This window comes from Yinghuangia soli, assembly GCF_021502675.1.
Taxonomy (GTDB): Bacteria; Actinomycetota; Actinomycetes; order Streptomycetales; family Streptomycetaceae; genus Yinghuangia; species Yinghuangia soli.
In genome coordinates this window covers 63,873-77,151 of sequence record NZ_JAKFHA010000039.1, presented here as the reverse complement: position 1 = coordinate 77,151, position 13,279 = coordinate 63,873, and the positions used below count along the sequence as shown (strand labels likewise).

General features: G+C 71.9%; 13 protein-coding genes. 9 read left to right on the top strand and 4 right to left on the bottom strand.

Translation table 11 applies throughout. The features are described 5' to 3' along the window. From sucB to LZ495_RS37310, 3 genes are all read left to right on the top strand, one after another. On the top strand, window positions 1-872 hold an 872-nt coding region (sucB, locus tag LZ495_RS37320; protein ID WP_235057618.1), incomplete at its 5' end, for a 2-oxoglutarate dehydrogenase, E2 component, dihydrolipoamide succinyltransferase. Between the two features lie 112 nt (window positions 873-984). Then, the gene (locus LZ495_RS37315; RefSeq protein WP_235057617.1) at window positions 985-1,878 is read left to right on the top strand and encodes a TIGR01777 family oxidoreductase; all 894 of its coding nucleotides are present in this window, start codon (window positions 985-987) and stop codon (window positions 1,876-1,878) included. Between the two features lie 174 nt (window positions 1,879-2,052). Next, a complete protein-coding gene (locus LZ495_RS37310; RefSeq protein ID WP_235057616.1) occupies window positions 2,053-3,351 on the top strand; it encodes an NAD(P)/FAD-dependent oxidoreductase in 1,299 nt (432 codons plus the stop codon). A gap of 69 nt (window positions 3,352-3,420) precedes the next feature. On the opposite strand, the gene LZ495_RS37305 is transcribed toward LZ495_RS37310, so the two are convergent. Continuing rightward, a complete protein-coding gene (locus LZ495_RS37305) occupies window positions 3,421-4,794 on the bottom strand; it encodes an NsdA family TPR-like regulatory protein (protein WP_235057615.1) in 1,374 nt (457 codons plus the stop codon). Window positions 4,795-5,252: 458 nt separating this feature from the next. On the opposite strand from LZ495_RS37305, the gene LZ495_RS37300 reads away from it, so the two are divergent. From LZ495_RS37300 to LZ495_RS37280, 5 genes are all read left to right on the top strand, one after another. Beyond that, window positions 5,253-5,912, top strand: coding sequence for a hypothetical protein (locus LZ495_RS37300; protein WP_235057614.1), 660 nt, complete (start codon window positions 5,253-5,255; stop codon window positions 5,910-5,912). A gap of 78 nt (window positions 5,913-5,990) precedes the next feature. Beyond that, complete coding sequence (gene lipB / locus LZ495_RS37295; RefSeq protein WP_235057613.1) at window positions 5,991-6,782, top strand: lipoyl(octanoyl) transferase LipB; 792 nt, start codon at window positions 5,991-5,993, stop codon at window positions 6,780-6,782. Between the two features lie 190 nt (window positions 6,783-6,972). Next, the gene (gene lipA, locus LZ495_RS37290) at window positions 6,973-7,929 is read left to right on the top strand and encodes a lipoyl synthase (protein WP_235057612.1); all 957 of its coding nucleotides are present in this window, start codon (window positions 6,973-6,975) and stop codon (window positions 7,927-7,929) included. A 352-nt stretch (window positions 7,930-8,281) separates the two neighbouring features. Next, the gene (locus LZ495_RS37285; RefSeq protein ID WP_235057620.1) at window positions 8,282-8,470 is read left to right on the top strand and encodes a hypothetical protein; all 189 of its coding nucleotides are present in this window, start codon (window positions 8,282-8,284) and stop codon (window positions 8,468-8,470) included. A 94-nt stretch (window positions 8,471-8,564) separates the two neighbouring features. After that, window positions 8,565-9,251: a DUF4191 domain-containing protein gene (locus LZ495_RS37280; RefSeq protein ID WP_235057611.1), complete on the top strand. Its 687-nt coding sequence runs from the start codon at window positions 8,565-8,567 to the stop codon at window positions 9,249-9,251. A 111-nt stretch (window positions 9,252-9,362) separates the two neighbouring features. On the opposite strand, the gene LZ495_RS37275 is transcribed toward LZ495_RS37280, so the two are convergent. Beyond that, complete coding sequence (locus LZ495_RS37275) at window positions 9,363-9,806, bottom strand: RDD family protein (protein WP_235057610.1); 444 nt, start codon at window positions 9,804-9,806, stop codon at window positions 9,363-9,365. A 290-nt stretch (window positions 9,807-10,096) separates the two neighbouring features. Between LZ495_RS37275 and glnA the strand changes: the two genes are divergently transcribed. Further along, window positions 10,097-11,512: a type I glutamate--ammonia ligase gene (glnA, locus tag LZ495_RS37270; protein WP_235057609.1), complete on the top strand. Its 1,416-nt coding sequence runs from the start codon at window positions 10,097-10,099 to the stop codon at window positions 11,510-11,512. A 154-nt stretch (window positions 11,513-11,666) separates the two neighbouring features. Here the strand turns inward: glnA and LZ495_RS37265 are convergent, their stop codons facing one another. Further along, complete coding sequence (locus LZ495_RS37265; protein WP_235057608.1) at window positions 11,667-12,209, bottom strand: hypothetical protein; 543 nt, start codon at window positions 12,207-12,209, stop codon at window positions 11,667-11,669. A gap of 254 nt (window positions 12,210-12,463) precedes the next feature. Beyond that, a complete protein-coding gene (locus LZ495_RS37260; RefSeq protein ID WP_235057607.1) occupies window positions 12,464-13,120 on the bottom strand; it encodes a hypothetical protein in 657 nt (218 codons plus the stop codon). Window positions 13,121-13,279: the final 159 nt, after the last annotated feature.

The following is a 13,279-nucleotide window of genomic DNA, read 5'->3' as shown; positions in this document are numbered from 1 at the left end:
CCGGCACCGGCATCGGCGGCCGCATCCGCAAGCAGGACGTGCTGGACGCGGCGCGCACCCAGGCCGCGGCCGCCCCGGCTCCCGCCGCGGCTCCGGCTGCCGCCGCCCCGGCCGCCGCGAAGCCGGCCGCCGCGCCGGCCGAGCCGTCCGCGCTGCGCGGCCAGACGGTGCCGATGACGCGCATCCGCAAGGCGATCGCGAAGCACATGGTCAACTCGCTGCAGGTCTCGGCGCAGCTGACCACGGTGGTCGAGGTCGACGTCACGAACATCATGCGGCTGCGCAACCGGGCGAAGAACGACTTCCTCGCGCGCGAGGGCGTCAAGCTCTCGCCGATGCCGTTCTTCGTCAAGGCGGTCGCCGAGGCGCTCAAGGTGCACGCGGTCGTCAACGCCCGGGTGAACGACGACGACTCGATCACCTACCACGCGGTCGAGAACATCGGCATCGCGGTGGACACCGAGCGCGGCCTCATGGTCCCGGTCATCCACGACGCGGGCGACCTCAACATCGCCGGCATCGCCAAGAAGACCGCGGACCTCGCGTCCCGCACGCGCGACAACAAGGTCAAGCCGGACGAGCTGGCGGGCGGGACCTTCACGGTCACCAACACCGGTTCGCGCGGCGCCCTGTTCGACACCCCGATCCTCAACCAGCCGCAGGTCGCGATGCTGGGCATCGGTGCCACCGTGCGCCGCCCGGTCGTCGTGAACCACCCGGACCTGGGCGAGACGATCGCGGTCCGCGACATGGTCTACCTGGCCCTGTCGTACGACCACCGCATCGTCGACGGTGCCGACGCCGCGCGCTTCCTGACCACGGTCAAGGCGCGTCTGGAAGAGGGCGCGTTCGAGGGCGACCTCGGGCTCTGACGGCCGGCAGCAGTCCGATCCGGCCGGCGCCACGCCGACCAGGGTCGTGAAACGTTCGGAGGCGGTCCCGGTTCCCCGGGATCGCCTCCGGCGTTTCGGGCAGTATGACGGCATGCGCATCGCGGTGACGGGATCGACCGGACTGATCGGCATGCCCTTGGTGCGCTCGCTGCGCGCCGACGGCCACGAACTGGTGCGCTTCGTACGCCGCACCCCCAAGGCCCCCGACGAGGCGCGCTGGGACCCGTCCGCGGGCTTCCTCGACACCGATGCGCTGCTCGGCGTCGAGGCCGTCGTGCACCTGGCCGGGGCGGGCGTGGGCGACCACCGCTGGACGAAGAAGTACAAGCAGGTGCTGCGCGATTCCCGGGTGCAGGGCACCGCGGTGCTCGCCGAGGCGGTCGCCGCGATGGAGGTCCCGCCGCGGGTCTTCCTGTCCGGTTCCGCAGTGGGCTTCTACGGCGACACCGGGGACCGCACCGTGGACGAATCCGCGCCGCGCGGCAGCGGGTTCCTCGCCGACATCTGCCGCGACTGGGAGGCCGCCACGGCGCCCGCCGAGGCCGCCGGCGTCCGGGTGGCGCATCTGCGCACCGGGCTCGTGGTGGCGAGCAAGGGCGGCGCGTGGGGCCCGCTCTACCGGGTCTTCCGGTTCGGGGTGGGCGGCAAGCTGGGCAGCGGCCGGCAGTACTGGAGCTTCATCTCGCTGCGCGACGAGATCAACGCCATCCGGTTCCTGCTGGACGCCGACGAGGTCCGCGGCCCGGTCAACCTCACCGCCCCGCATCCGGTGACCAACGCCGAGGCCACCAAGGCGATGGCCCGCGTGATGCGCCGGCCCGCGGTGTTCCCCGTCCCCAAGGTCGCGCTGCGCACGGTGCTGGGCGAGTTCGCCGACGACGTGCTGTGCAGCACGCGGGCGGTGCCGCGGGTCCTGGAGGACGCGGGATTCTCGTTCGCGCACCCGACCATCGACTTGGCGCTGTCCGTCGCGCGTACCCGCTGATCCCCTGACGCACCATCAACAGCAGCCGCCCGTAAGCCGGTTCGCCACAGCACTCGACTCCTGTCCGGGTGCGGTCAGGCGGATGTACGTGCTTTCCGGGGATTCCGTTGGGTATGACACCAGGGCGAACGCGCGGCCGCACGCGCCGCGCCCGGGGCAACGGGAGGGGACACCGTGGCCAAGGCACACCGCACCGATGTCATCGTCGTGGGGGCCGGACTCGCCGGCCTGAGCGCGGCCCGCAGACTCGTCGACGCGGGGGTCGACGTGACCGTCCTGGAAGCCGGCGACCGCCCTGGCGGCCGCATACGCACCGACGTGATCGACGGATTCCGCATCGACAACGGCCTGCAGCAACTTGCCACCGCCTGCCCCCAGGTCGCCGCGCGGCTCGACCTCGGGCGGCTCGACCTGCGGGCCTTCGCCCCCGGCGTCCGGCTCGCCGGCGAGGCGGGGCCGTCCGCCGGGTGGCGGCCCGGCGGCGTGCGGCGCCTCGGGGACGTCCGGCGGATGCGCGACGCGATCGGCGCCCTGCGCACGCCCGGCACCACCGAGCGGGCCCGCGCGGCGGCCGCGCTCGGCCGGGCGTCCGCGGTTCCGGTGCACCGGATCCTGAGCACCCCGGACACCGCCGTCAAGGAGGCCGGCTGGCCGCCGTCGCTGCGGCCGCTGCTGGTCGCGCTGCTGCACGACCCGGAGCTCGCCACCTCGCGCCGCTTCGCGGAGCTCATGCTGCGCGCCTACGTGCGCGGCCGGGCCGCGCTGCCGGCCGCCGGCATGGCCGCGGTGCCCGCCCAGCTCGCCGCCGGGCTGCCGCCGGGCACGGTGCGCTGCGGCGTCCGCGCCACGGCGATCGCGACCGACCGGGTGACCACCGACGTGGACGGCGAACTCCCGGCCCGTGCGGTGATCGTGGCGACCGACCCGACCACCGCGGTCGGGCTGCTGCCCGGGCTGCGGCAGCCCGAATTCCACGCCGTGACGACGCTGTGGCACGTGGCCCCGGCCGCCCCGCCCGGCGAACCGGCACTCATCGTGGACATCGACGACCCAGGGCCGCTGACCCACACGGCGGTGCTGAGCGAAGTCGCCCCGACCTACTCCCCCGACCGGCGCGCGCTGGTGTGCTCCACGGTGCTGGGGCACCACGGAAGCGACCCGGGCAAGCTCGAACTCCAGGTCCGCGAACGCCTCGCGGCCATCCACGGCGCGTCCGTGCGCGACTGGGAGCACCTGGCCACGCGGCATCTGCCGCAGGCGCTTCCGGTCGTGGAGCCCGGGCACAACTTCCGCCGGCCGGTACGCGTCCTGGCCGGGCTGTACGTCTGCGGCGACCACCGGGACTCCAGCTCCGTGCAGGGCGCGCTGGCCTCCGGCCGCCGGGCGGCCCGCTCGGCACTCGCCGATCTCGGCGCGCTCACCGCGTTCGCGGACGGCACCCGCCAGGGCGGCGGGAAGGCCCCGGCGGCCTGAGCCGGATGCGCGGTGGGACGCCGGCCGGACCCCCAGCCCACATCGGCGTCCCGCCGCACATCCGGGGCCTTACGAGGCCGTCCGCAGGAACTCGTCCGACCGCGCGGTGAAGTCGCGGACCGCCGGGGTGTCGCGGAACGGCGTGAGCCGCAGCAAGAACTCCCGTACGTAGTCCACCGCCCGGGCCGAACGCAGGCCGCCCGCCTCCTCGGTGGCCTCCGCCTCGATCTGGCAGGCCCGGTCCAGCTCGCCGAGCCCGAGCATCGCGGTGGCCAGCACCGTGCGGCAGAACAACTTGCTGCGGGTGTACTCCTCGCCGCGCAGCTTGAGCGAGCGCTCGGCGAACTCCCGCGACCTGCGGTGGTCTTCGAGGTCCCGGTAGCAGTGCGCGAACTCGTCGGCCAGCTGCGCCTCGTCGACGTAGCGGGCCCAGTTCGGCTCCTCGGCGGGCGGGCCCGCCTGCCCGAGCGCCTGCTCGGCCCGGACCAGCGCGGCCAGGCAGGCCCGCCCGTCGCCCAGCAGGCCGTGGCCGCGCGCCTCGACCGCGTGGAGCAGCACCCGTACGCGCGGGGTGGCGACCGCCATCGCCCCCTGCTGCGCGACGCGTGCCAGTTGCACCGCCTCGCGGCCGTGCCCCAGGTACACGGCCTGGCGGCTCATGGTGGCCAGCACGTACGCGCCCAGCGCCCGGTCCCCGGACGCCTGGGCGAGCCGCAGCGCCTGCACGAAGTAGCGCTGCGCCATGCCGTGCACGCCCACGTCGTACGCCATCCACCCGACCAGGCGCGTCAGCACCGAGGCGGCGGAGAACAGGTCGCGGCCCACCCCGCCGGAGTAGGTGCCGCGCAGCATGGTGGCGACCTCGGTGTCGAGGTAGCGCACCAGCGCCTGGCGGGCGTGCCCGCCGCCGAACGAATTGTCGAGGCGGCGGAACGCTTCGCCGACCGCGCGGACCGCCGCGACATCGCCGAAGCCCACCCGTCCGCCGTCCGCGCGGTGCGGTTCCTCGTCGCCCGAGCCGATCAGCCAGTCGCGGCTCGGCACCACGAGCGCGCCGGGTGTGAAGGCGGCCTCCACCAGCGCGGGCCGGTGTGCGGAGTCGGCCTGCCACATGCCCGAGACGATCTCGACCGCCTCGTTGGGGCCGGCCGCGTACTCGAGCCCCGCGTAGTCGGGCCGGCAGCCCGCCATGCCCAGGTCCTCCGCGCTGAGCTTGCGCGACAGGCGCTGGGTGAAGACCTCCGCCAGGAGTATGGGGACGATGCCCCGCGGATGCTGGCCGCGCAGCCAGCGCGCCACCGAGGTCTTGTCGTACCGGAGATCGAGGCCCTGTTCGGCACCGAGCTGGTCCACCCTTCGGGCGAGACCCGCGTGCGAGAACCCGGCCTCCTCCACAAGAGTGGCAAGCCGGTGGTTGGGGCGCCGTTCGGCCCTGGTCGTCATTCCTGCGTACGCCTCCCGAGTCCGCGGGTGAGGAACGCGCGAGAATTTAGCGAGCGCAGAAGGGCGGCGACCCCAATGGCGCAGAGAATGACCCTTTCGGATGATGGGGCTGGTCTCGGACGCCACATGATCGCCACCCCGCGCCACACCGCATGGCACTTTTCGAGCCACCCACGTGGGTGGCGAACCAAATAGCCGCAACGCGCGTCGCAGCTCGTGAATCCGCTCTTGTCCGTGTTCCCGCCCGGTTCTTGCCCTGTTCGCGCCGACGTTCTTGTCTCCGCATGCCGGGTCGGGCAACATGCGCCGCACGCCTCTAGGCTGGGGCGGCCGCCGGACGGGGACCGGGCATCGGACAGCTACCGAACAATTCGGGGGGAAACGGCGTGGGCCGGCACGGGGACCGCGCGTCGGGCAACAGGCCCGGACGCAGCGACGGCACCGCAGGCGGAGTCGCCTTGCCCCTGGCCGCCGCGGCGGTCGTCTGCCTGCTGGCCACCTCGGGCGTCTGGCTGTTCAGCGGTTCGGGCGAGGACAAGCCGACCCGGCCGATCGGCCTGGACGTCCCGGTGACCGTGCCCGCACCGGACATGAGCAGCCGAATACCGGCCACACCGGACACCGGGGCGGCATCGCCGACCGGCGCTTCCGCATCGCCGACGGCCGTGCCGACCACGGCCGCGCCGCGGACCAGCGCTCCCCGGCCGACCACGAAGCCCCCGACGCAGCCGCCGGCGACGACGCGCCCGCCCAGCCCCACGGTGCCGGCGACCACGGCACCTCCGCCGCCCGTTCCGTACGCGGTGACGGGCGCCGCCTCGGGCAACCGCTCGCGGGAGGTGCTCACCCTGACCGTCTCGGTCGCGAACCCGAACACCGTGCCCCTGGCCCGCTGGAGCCTCGTGCTCGAGGTCGGCGACGGGTGGGTCTACGACTGGGAGTCCAGCAACAGGTCGCTCGCCAGGGCCTCGTACGGCGGCGCGGAGAGCCAGGGGCAGCAGATGGGCGGGCAGCAGCAGGTCCAGCTGACGTTCTGGATCGAGTACGACCGGTCCGACTGGCCGTCGAGCATCTCCTACACGTTCAACGGCGCCCGGACGACCGTCCCGGTCGGCTGACCGGCCCGCCCCGCGGCGTCCGAGGCGCCGCGGCGGCCCCCGGACCGGGCGCTTCCCCGGCCGCCGTACGCTGGACCCGTGGCTGACTTGCGCTTCGTACACGCCGGTATCGGATCCCAGGCCGTTCCCTACGGCACCGCCTGGGAGGAGCAGCGGCGCGTGCACGCCGCCGTCGTCGCGGGCGAGCTGCCCGACACGTGCCTCCTCCTCGAACACCCCGCGGTCTACACCGCGGGCCGCCGCACCGAGGACTCGGAGCGCCCGGTCGACGGCACCCCGGTCATCGACGTCGACCGCGGCGGCAAGATCACCTGGCACGGCCCCGGCCAGCTGGTCGGCTACCCGATCGTCCGGCTGCCCGAGCCGGTCGACGTCGTCGCGCACGTGCGCCGCCTGGAGGAGGCGCTGATCCGCACGTGCGCCGAGTTCGGGCTGGAGACCACCCGCATCGAGGGCCGCAGCGGCGTCTGGGTGCTCGGCGACCCGCTGCCGGCCCGCACCGCGCCCGCGTCCGGTGGCCTGAATCTGCAGTTGGACGCCCGCATCGCGGTACCGGACCCGCGCGACCACCCGGAGTTCGACCCGCGTCTGGCGGGTCCGGAGTACGCCCCGTCCAATGCCGGGCAGCGCGGCGACGACCGCAAGATCGCGGCGATCGGCGTGCGGGTCTCGCGCAAGGTCACCATGCACGGCTTCGCGATCAACTGCGACCCGGACATGACGTACTTCGACCGCATCGTGCCGTGCGGGATCCGGGACGCCGGAGTGTCCTCGCTCAGCCAGGAGTTGGGCCGCCCGGTGCCGGTCGCCGAGGTCCTTCCGGTGGTCGAGCGGCATCTTGTCGAGGTGTACGCCCCACTCGCGGTGTGATGCCCCGGACTGTCCTGCCGACCGCCGAACGGCGGCGCCCGGACTGTCCGGTAATCGCCTGCCGGGAATCCCCGGCGGCCGTAGTGCGTTCCCCCGTCCGGAGGCGGCCAAACGGGGGCGTACCCTTGTTCTACCGCCCGCACGATGCTCTGCCCGCACAGTTCGGCTATCTCCACACAAGGGAGCCCGCGTGTCCGCTGTCGCACCCGACGGCCGCAAGATGCTTCGCCTCGAGGTCCGCAACGCCGAGACCCCGATCGAACGCAAGCCTTCGTGGATCAAGACCCGCGCGAAGATGGGCCCGGAGTACACCGAGCTGAAGGGCCTGGTGCGCCGCGAGGGCCTGCACACGGTGTGCGAAGAGGCCGGCTGCCCCAACATCTACGAGTGCTGGGAAGACCGCGAGGCCACCTTCCTCATCGGCGGCGACCAGTGCACGCGGCGCTGCGACTTCTGCCAGATCGACACCGGCAAGCCGGCCGAGCTGGACCGCGACGAGCCGCGCCGGGTCGCCGAGTCGGTGCAGGCGATGGGCCTGAAGTACGCGACCGTCACGGGTGTCGCCCGCGACGACCTGCCGGACGGCGGCGCGTGGCTGTACGCCGAGACCACCCGGCAGATCCACGAGCTGAACCCGGGCACCGGCGTCGAGCTGCTCATCCCGGACTTCACCGCGCAGCCGGACCAGCTGGCCGAGGTCTTCTCCTCGCGTCCCGAGGTCCTCGCGCACAACATCGAGACGGTCCCGCGCATCTTCAAGCGGATCCGCCCGGGCTTCCGGTACGAGCGCTCGCTGCAGGTCATCACCGCGGCCCGGGAGGCCGGCCTGGTCACCAAGTCCAACCTGATCCTGGGCATGGGCGAGGAGCGGGCCGAGATCAGCCAGGCGATGCAGGACCTGCACGACGCCGGCTGCGAGCTGCTCACCATCACGCAGTACCTGCGGCCGACCGTCCGGCACCACCCCGTGGAGCGCTGGGTCAAGCCGGAGGAGTTCGTGGCGCTGCAGGAGGAGGCCGAGGACATCGGCTTCTCGGGCGTGCTGTCCGGACCGCTGGTGCGCTCGTCGTACCGCGCGGGCCGGCTGTACCGCCAGGCGCTGGAGCTGCGCGAGTCGCGCGCGGCGGCCGGCACCGGCAACGCCTGACCGTCCCGCCCCATCCGGTCGTTTCGCGACTTCCGCGATCGGAATGCGTCGGCGACGCGCCGGAGTTTTCACGATGGTTTGACCCTTACGTCATCCGCTGGTAACACAGGGTGTCGAGGGTGGAACTCATCGCGCACCGCACCCGCACCACAAGTACGGCGCACGACCCGCGCAGCGGCGCCTGGACCGCGCGCGGAAACTCACGCCAACCCGGCCCCGCGACCCGGCGGCCGGTGACAGGGGGACGACAATCATGCAGGTCGGCAACGTTCCATTCGGCCGGATCGCGCTCGGCAACGCCGCGGCACTGCGCGGTGCGTACGACCGGGGCGCGTCGGCTCGCAAGGCCACCATGGGCGCGATGCTGCGCACGGTGGAATCGCTCCTGCTGTTCCAGGGCGGGCAGCGCACCGCGCGCCGAAACGCCTGGGATGCGGTGTGCGACGACCGCCGCCGCGCCCGGCAGCGCGCCGAGGCGACCGACATCCTGGAGCGCCTGGCGGCCGACAAGCCGAACCGGATGGGCAGCCTCGGCGGCTGACCTCCGCCGTCCGGCCGTACGTCCGGCGAGTCCTGTCGAACTCGTGACCATGGCCCCCGCTGAACCGCCGCGCGCACTAGGTATTCTTGGGCGCATGGCGAGCAAGGAAACATCGGAGAAGAGCGGCCGGCTGAAGCAGATCCGGCTCGCCTACCAGATGACGAAGAAGTCCGACAAGAAGGTCGGACTGGTCGTGGCGGCGTGGGGCCTGGGCATCTTCGGGGTGTTCCTGGCGATCGGCTTCCTGATCGACCACTACATCATCCTCGGCATCCTCGGCCTGCTGTTCGGCCTGGTGGCCGCCGCGTTCGTGTTCGGACGCCGGGCCGAGAAGGCCGTCCTGGGCGACATGGAGGGCACCCCCGGTGCCGCCGCCGCGGTGCTGCAGTCGCTGCGCCGCGGCTGGGTGATCACCCCCGCGGTGGCCGTGACCCGCAACCAGGACATCGTGCACCGCGCGGTCGGCCAGGCCGGCATCGTGCTGGTCGGCGAGGGCCAGCCGAGCCGGGTGGCGAACCTGCTGGCGGCCGAGAAGCGCAAGATGTCGAAGATCGCCGACGGTGTCGTCGTCACCGACATCATCGTGGGCGACGGCGAGGGCCAGGTCCCGCTGCGCAAGCTGCAGGGCAAGCTGGTGAAGCTGCCCCGCACGATGTCCAAGGCGCAGGTCGCGACGGTCAACGACCGGCTGCGCGCGCTCGGCGGCCTGATGGACAACATGCCGCTGCCCAAGGGCCCGATGCCCAAGGGTTCGCGCATGCCGCGCGGCCCGCGCCGCTGACCGCAGGCGCGCTGCTCCTCCCCCACCGCCGTTCTTCTTTGTCCCTGTACTTGTCCCTGTACTTGTCCCCGTATTCGTCCCCGCTTCTGTCCCCGTACCGCCCGGGGTGCGCTACTTGGCGCGGACCACCGCGGTGCCGACCGCCTTGTCGTGGAAGCCGCGCCCGTCCCGGTCGTACACCGCGGCGGGCAGCACCAGGCAGAGCAGCAGAGTGCGGATGACCACCGCGAGCGGGGTCAGGTGCGGCTGGGTCACCGACACGACGCGCAGGCCCATGAGGCGCTTGCCGACCGTGTAGCCGAGCGTGCTGACGAGGAGGAGGTTCGCGGCCGCGAAGACGGCCAGCGTGCCGAGGCTGGTGCCGGCCGCGTTGAGGTCGCCGCGGCCGATGAAGCCGAGCGCAATCACGTAGCAGAGCATCCAGTCGATCAGCAGGGCGATCAGGCGCCGGCCGACCGGGGCCAGCGAGTTGACGCCGTCCTCGGGGAGGCCGAGGCGCTTGCCCTGGTATCCGAAGTCGTCCGCTTCGGCTTGCTGTCCCGCTTCCTGCGGCATCCGCGCGCTCCGGTCCGTCCGATTGCCGGTCTGATTCCTGGTCACCCCACCACGGTAGATGAGTGACCTGGGCAACACCCCCACCGGGGCAAACGCGAAGGATGCGGCAAGATCAGGCCGCTCGCAACCGTACTGGCCCGATTGGGCGACCGCGTAACTTGTGTGAAACATTCGGGACACCGGCGGGAAACCGCCTCACCATACCTTCGGGTCCAGTGGCCAGCGGGGAGAAGGGCCGCCCCCGAGAACGAGAAGCTACCCGAGCCCGGAGCCGGGTCGAGGAGGCATGGATGTTCAACAACGCCGACGAGGTGTCGCGGTACATCACCGACAACGACGTGAAGTTCGTCGACGTCCGGTTCTGCGACCTGCCTGGCGTCATGCAGCACTTCACGATCCCGGCCGAGATCTTCGAGCCGAGTGAGACGCTGGCGTTCGACGGTTCGTCGATCCGTGGCTTCCAGGCGATCCACGAGTCCGACATGGCCCTGCGTCCGGACCTGTCGACCGCTCGCATGGACCCGTTCCGCAAGGACAAGACGCTCAACATCAACTTCTTCATCCACGACCCGCTCACGGATGAGGAGTACAGCCGCGACCCGCGCAACATCGCCAAGAAGGCGGAGCGCTACCTGGCCGGCACCGGCATCGCCGACACCGTGTTCTTCGGCCCCGAGGCCGAGTTCTACGTGTTCGACGACGTCCGCTTCGAGACGAACGCGCACGAGTCGTACTACCACATCGACTCGGTGGCGGGCGCCTGGAACACCGGCCGCGTCGAAGAGGGCGGCAACCGCGGCTACAAGGTCCGCTACAAGGGCGGCTACTTCCCGGCCCCGCCGGTCGACCACTTCGCCGACCTGCGTGCCGAGATCTCCCTGGAGCTGGCCGCTGCCGGCCTCCAGGTCGAGCGCCAGCACCACGAGGTGGGCACCGCGGGCCAGGCCGAGATCAACTACAAGTTCAACACCCTGCTGGGTGCGGCCGACGACCTGATGCTCTTCAAGTACATCGTGAAGAACGTCGCGTGGCGCAACGGCAAGACCGCGACCTTCATGCCGAAGCCGATCTTCGGCGACAACGGCTCGGGCATGCACTGCCACCAGTCGCTCTGGAAGGACGGCGCGCCGCTGTTCTACGACGAGGTCGGCTACGCCGGTCTGTCGGACATGGCCCGCTACTACATCGGCGGCCTGCTCAAGCACGCCCCGTCGCTGCTGGCCTTCACGAACCCGACGGTGAACTCGTACCACCGCCTGGTCCCGGGCTTCGAGGCGCCGGTCAACCTGGTCTACTCGCAGCGCAACCGCTCGGCGTGCATCCGCATCCCGATCACCGGCTCGAACCCGAAGGCCAAGCGCATCGAGTTCCGCGTGCCGGACCCGTCCTCGAACCCGTACCTCGCCTTCTCGGCGATGCTGATGGCGGGCCTGGACGGCATCAAGAACAAGATCGAGCCGCTCGAGCCGGTCGACAAGGACCTGTACGAGCTGGCCCCCGAGGAGCACTCCGCGGTGCCGCAGGTGCCGGGCTCGCTCCCCGAGGTCCTCAACGCGCTCGAGGCCGACCACGAGTACCTGCTCGAGGGCGGCGTGTTCACCCAGGACCTCATCGAGACCTGGGTCGACTACAAGCGCACCAACGAGGTCGACCCGATCCGTCTGCGCCCGCACCCGCACGAGTTCGAGATGTACTTCGACATCTAAAGACACCACGGCCCGGCGCCCGCGCCCGGCTTGTGCGGCAACACCCTGGAACGGCTCCGGAGACTTCGCGTCCCGGGGCCGTTCCGGCTTTTCCCCGCCCGTCCCGTCCCGTTTGGCCCATCCGGCTTGCCCCGCCCGGCCCGTCCCGCCCGGTTCAGCGCCGCCGGGGGCGGCGGCCGTCGGGCCAGGAGTCCTCGGTGCCGACCGTGACGTACAGATCGCCACGCTCGTAACCCTGCAGGACGAGCGTGATCCGCGCCCCGCGCGGAGCCCGGCGCTCTTTGAGGACCAGGGCCGGATTCGGCCCGACCCGGTCGTCGCGGTCGACCGCGAAGCCGTTCCGCACCCAGTGGCTGCCGATCAGGTCCATCGCCGGCAGCACCGTCGCGGTCCGGATCCCGGCGATGCGGAAGACCTGCTCGGTGCTCACCCCGCCGTCGAGACCGCGCGCGAACGGATCGCCGCGCACCGCGTCGACACCGCCGAACCGCTCCACGGAGAGCCCCTTCGGCAGCAGCGCGAACGTCGCGTCCGCAAACTCGCCGGCCCGGCGCCGCGCCTGCTCGGTCGTCACGGTCCGCCGCAGCCCCGCGATCCAGGAAGCCGCCGTGCCGAGCCCGAACAGACCCACGAACACCCAGACCCCCGGGTGCAGGACATACCACCAGCGCCAGCCGCCCTTGCCCTTACGCCCCAAGCGCACCCCCGTGCCGCAAGCTGCCAGGCTCCCAGGCTAAGACCGGCCGCCCGCTGCGGTGCAGGAAGCAGCCCGCGGCCGGACAGCACAAAACCCCCCGAGTTCAATGCGGCTGCGGGTACGCGAAGCCGAAACTCCGCCGAGTCACCTTCACCGCCCTTTCGGGCTCCAGAGAAGTAACCGCACACCTACGCACCGGGAGGCACCACGAACTTAGCGCGCGGCAGGGCCCGTTCGCATCGGGATATCCGCGCTCAGGAGCGGCCGCCGAACCACTTTCGCTTGCGGGGTGCGGGGGTGAGGGTGAACTCCGGGCGGGCTCGGAAAGGTTCGGCGAGGCGGATCGTGGGGAGCAGGCGGCTGAGTTCGGTGCGGACTCGGGTGAGGGGGTGCTCGGGGAATTCGGGGTCGTACTCGGCCGAGTCGGCAGCGTTGTAGGGCAGGGCCAGGTCGGCGCCGATAGCGTACGGGTGCATCAAGGAGAGGGCGTCGAGGCCAAGGCGGTCGACGATGAGGGCCTCGCGCATGCCGGTGATGCCTTGTTCGACGGCTTGGACCTTGAAGACCGCGCTGCTGTCGGCGCGCGGGATGGTCACGGCGCCGATGAAGGCAAGGCCGTGGGTGCGGCCGGGTATGCGGGTCTTGATCAACTGCCGTACCGCGGGCAGTCCGCCGATCTCGATGATGTCCGCCTCGATCAGGCCGGCGCCGCCTGCGGCGGCCGAGTGCACGAGTGCCGCGCGCAGTACGGCGAGATCGGCGAGGCCTGCGGGCAGGTCGGGTACCAGCTCGAACTCGTGGACGGTGACGAGGACATCGGGGCCGCACATCCAGGACCCGGCGAGTTCGTCGGTCGTCGGCCGGTCGACCGGCTCGCAGGCGGAGGTGTCGAAGCTGATGATCTTGTTCATGGCCGGACATCGTGGCAGGGACGGGCGGGAAAGGGCAGGGCGTTTTGCGGTCGCCGGGGCTCCACGCCGGGCCGGTGGCGGCATGCGCGGCGAGGAGCCGGAGGGGGTCAGCGGACGCGGCCCCGGGGTTTGAGGGGCAGGGTCGGGAGTTCGGGGGCG

Coding starts and splice junctions, on each gene's coding strand:
- LZ495_RS37315 (WP_235057617.1), top strand. CDS start 985: ATGCGCATCGCGGTGACGGGATCGACCGGACTGATCGGCATGCCCTTG.
- LZ495_RS37285 (WP_235057620.1), top strand. CDS start 8,282: ATGGGCGCGATGCTGCGCACGGTGGAATCGCTCCTGCTGTTCCAGGGC.
- LZ495_RS37280 (WP_235057611.1), top strand. CDS start 8,565: ATGGCGAGCAAGGAAACATCGGAGAAGAGCGGCCGGCTGAAGCAGATC.
- LZ495_RS37260 (WP_235057607.1), bottom strand. CDS start 13,120: ATGAACAAGATCATCAGCTTCGACACCTCCGCCTGCGAGCCGGTCGAC.
- LZ495_RS37305 (WP_235057615.1), bottom strand. CDS start 4,794: ATGACGACCAGGGCCGAACGGCGCCCCAACCACCGGCTTGCCACTCTT.
- LZ495_RS37275 (WP_235057610.1), bottom strand. CDS start 9,806: ATGCCGCAGGAAGCGGGACAGCAAGCCGAAGCGGACGACTTCGGATAC.
- glnA (WP_235057609.1), top strand. CDS start 10,097: ATGTTCAACAACGCCGACGAGGTGTCGCGGTACATCACCGACAACGAC.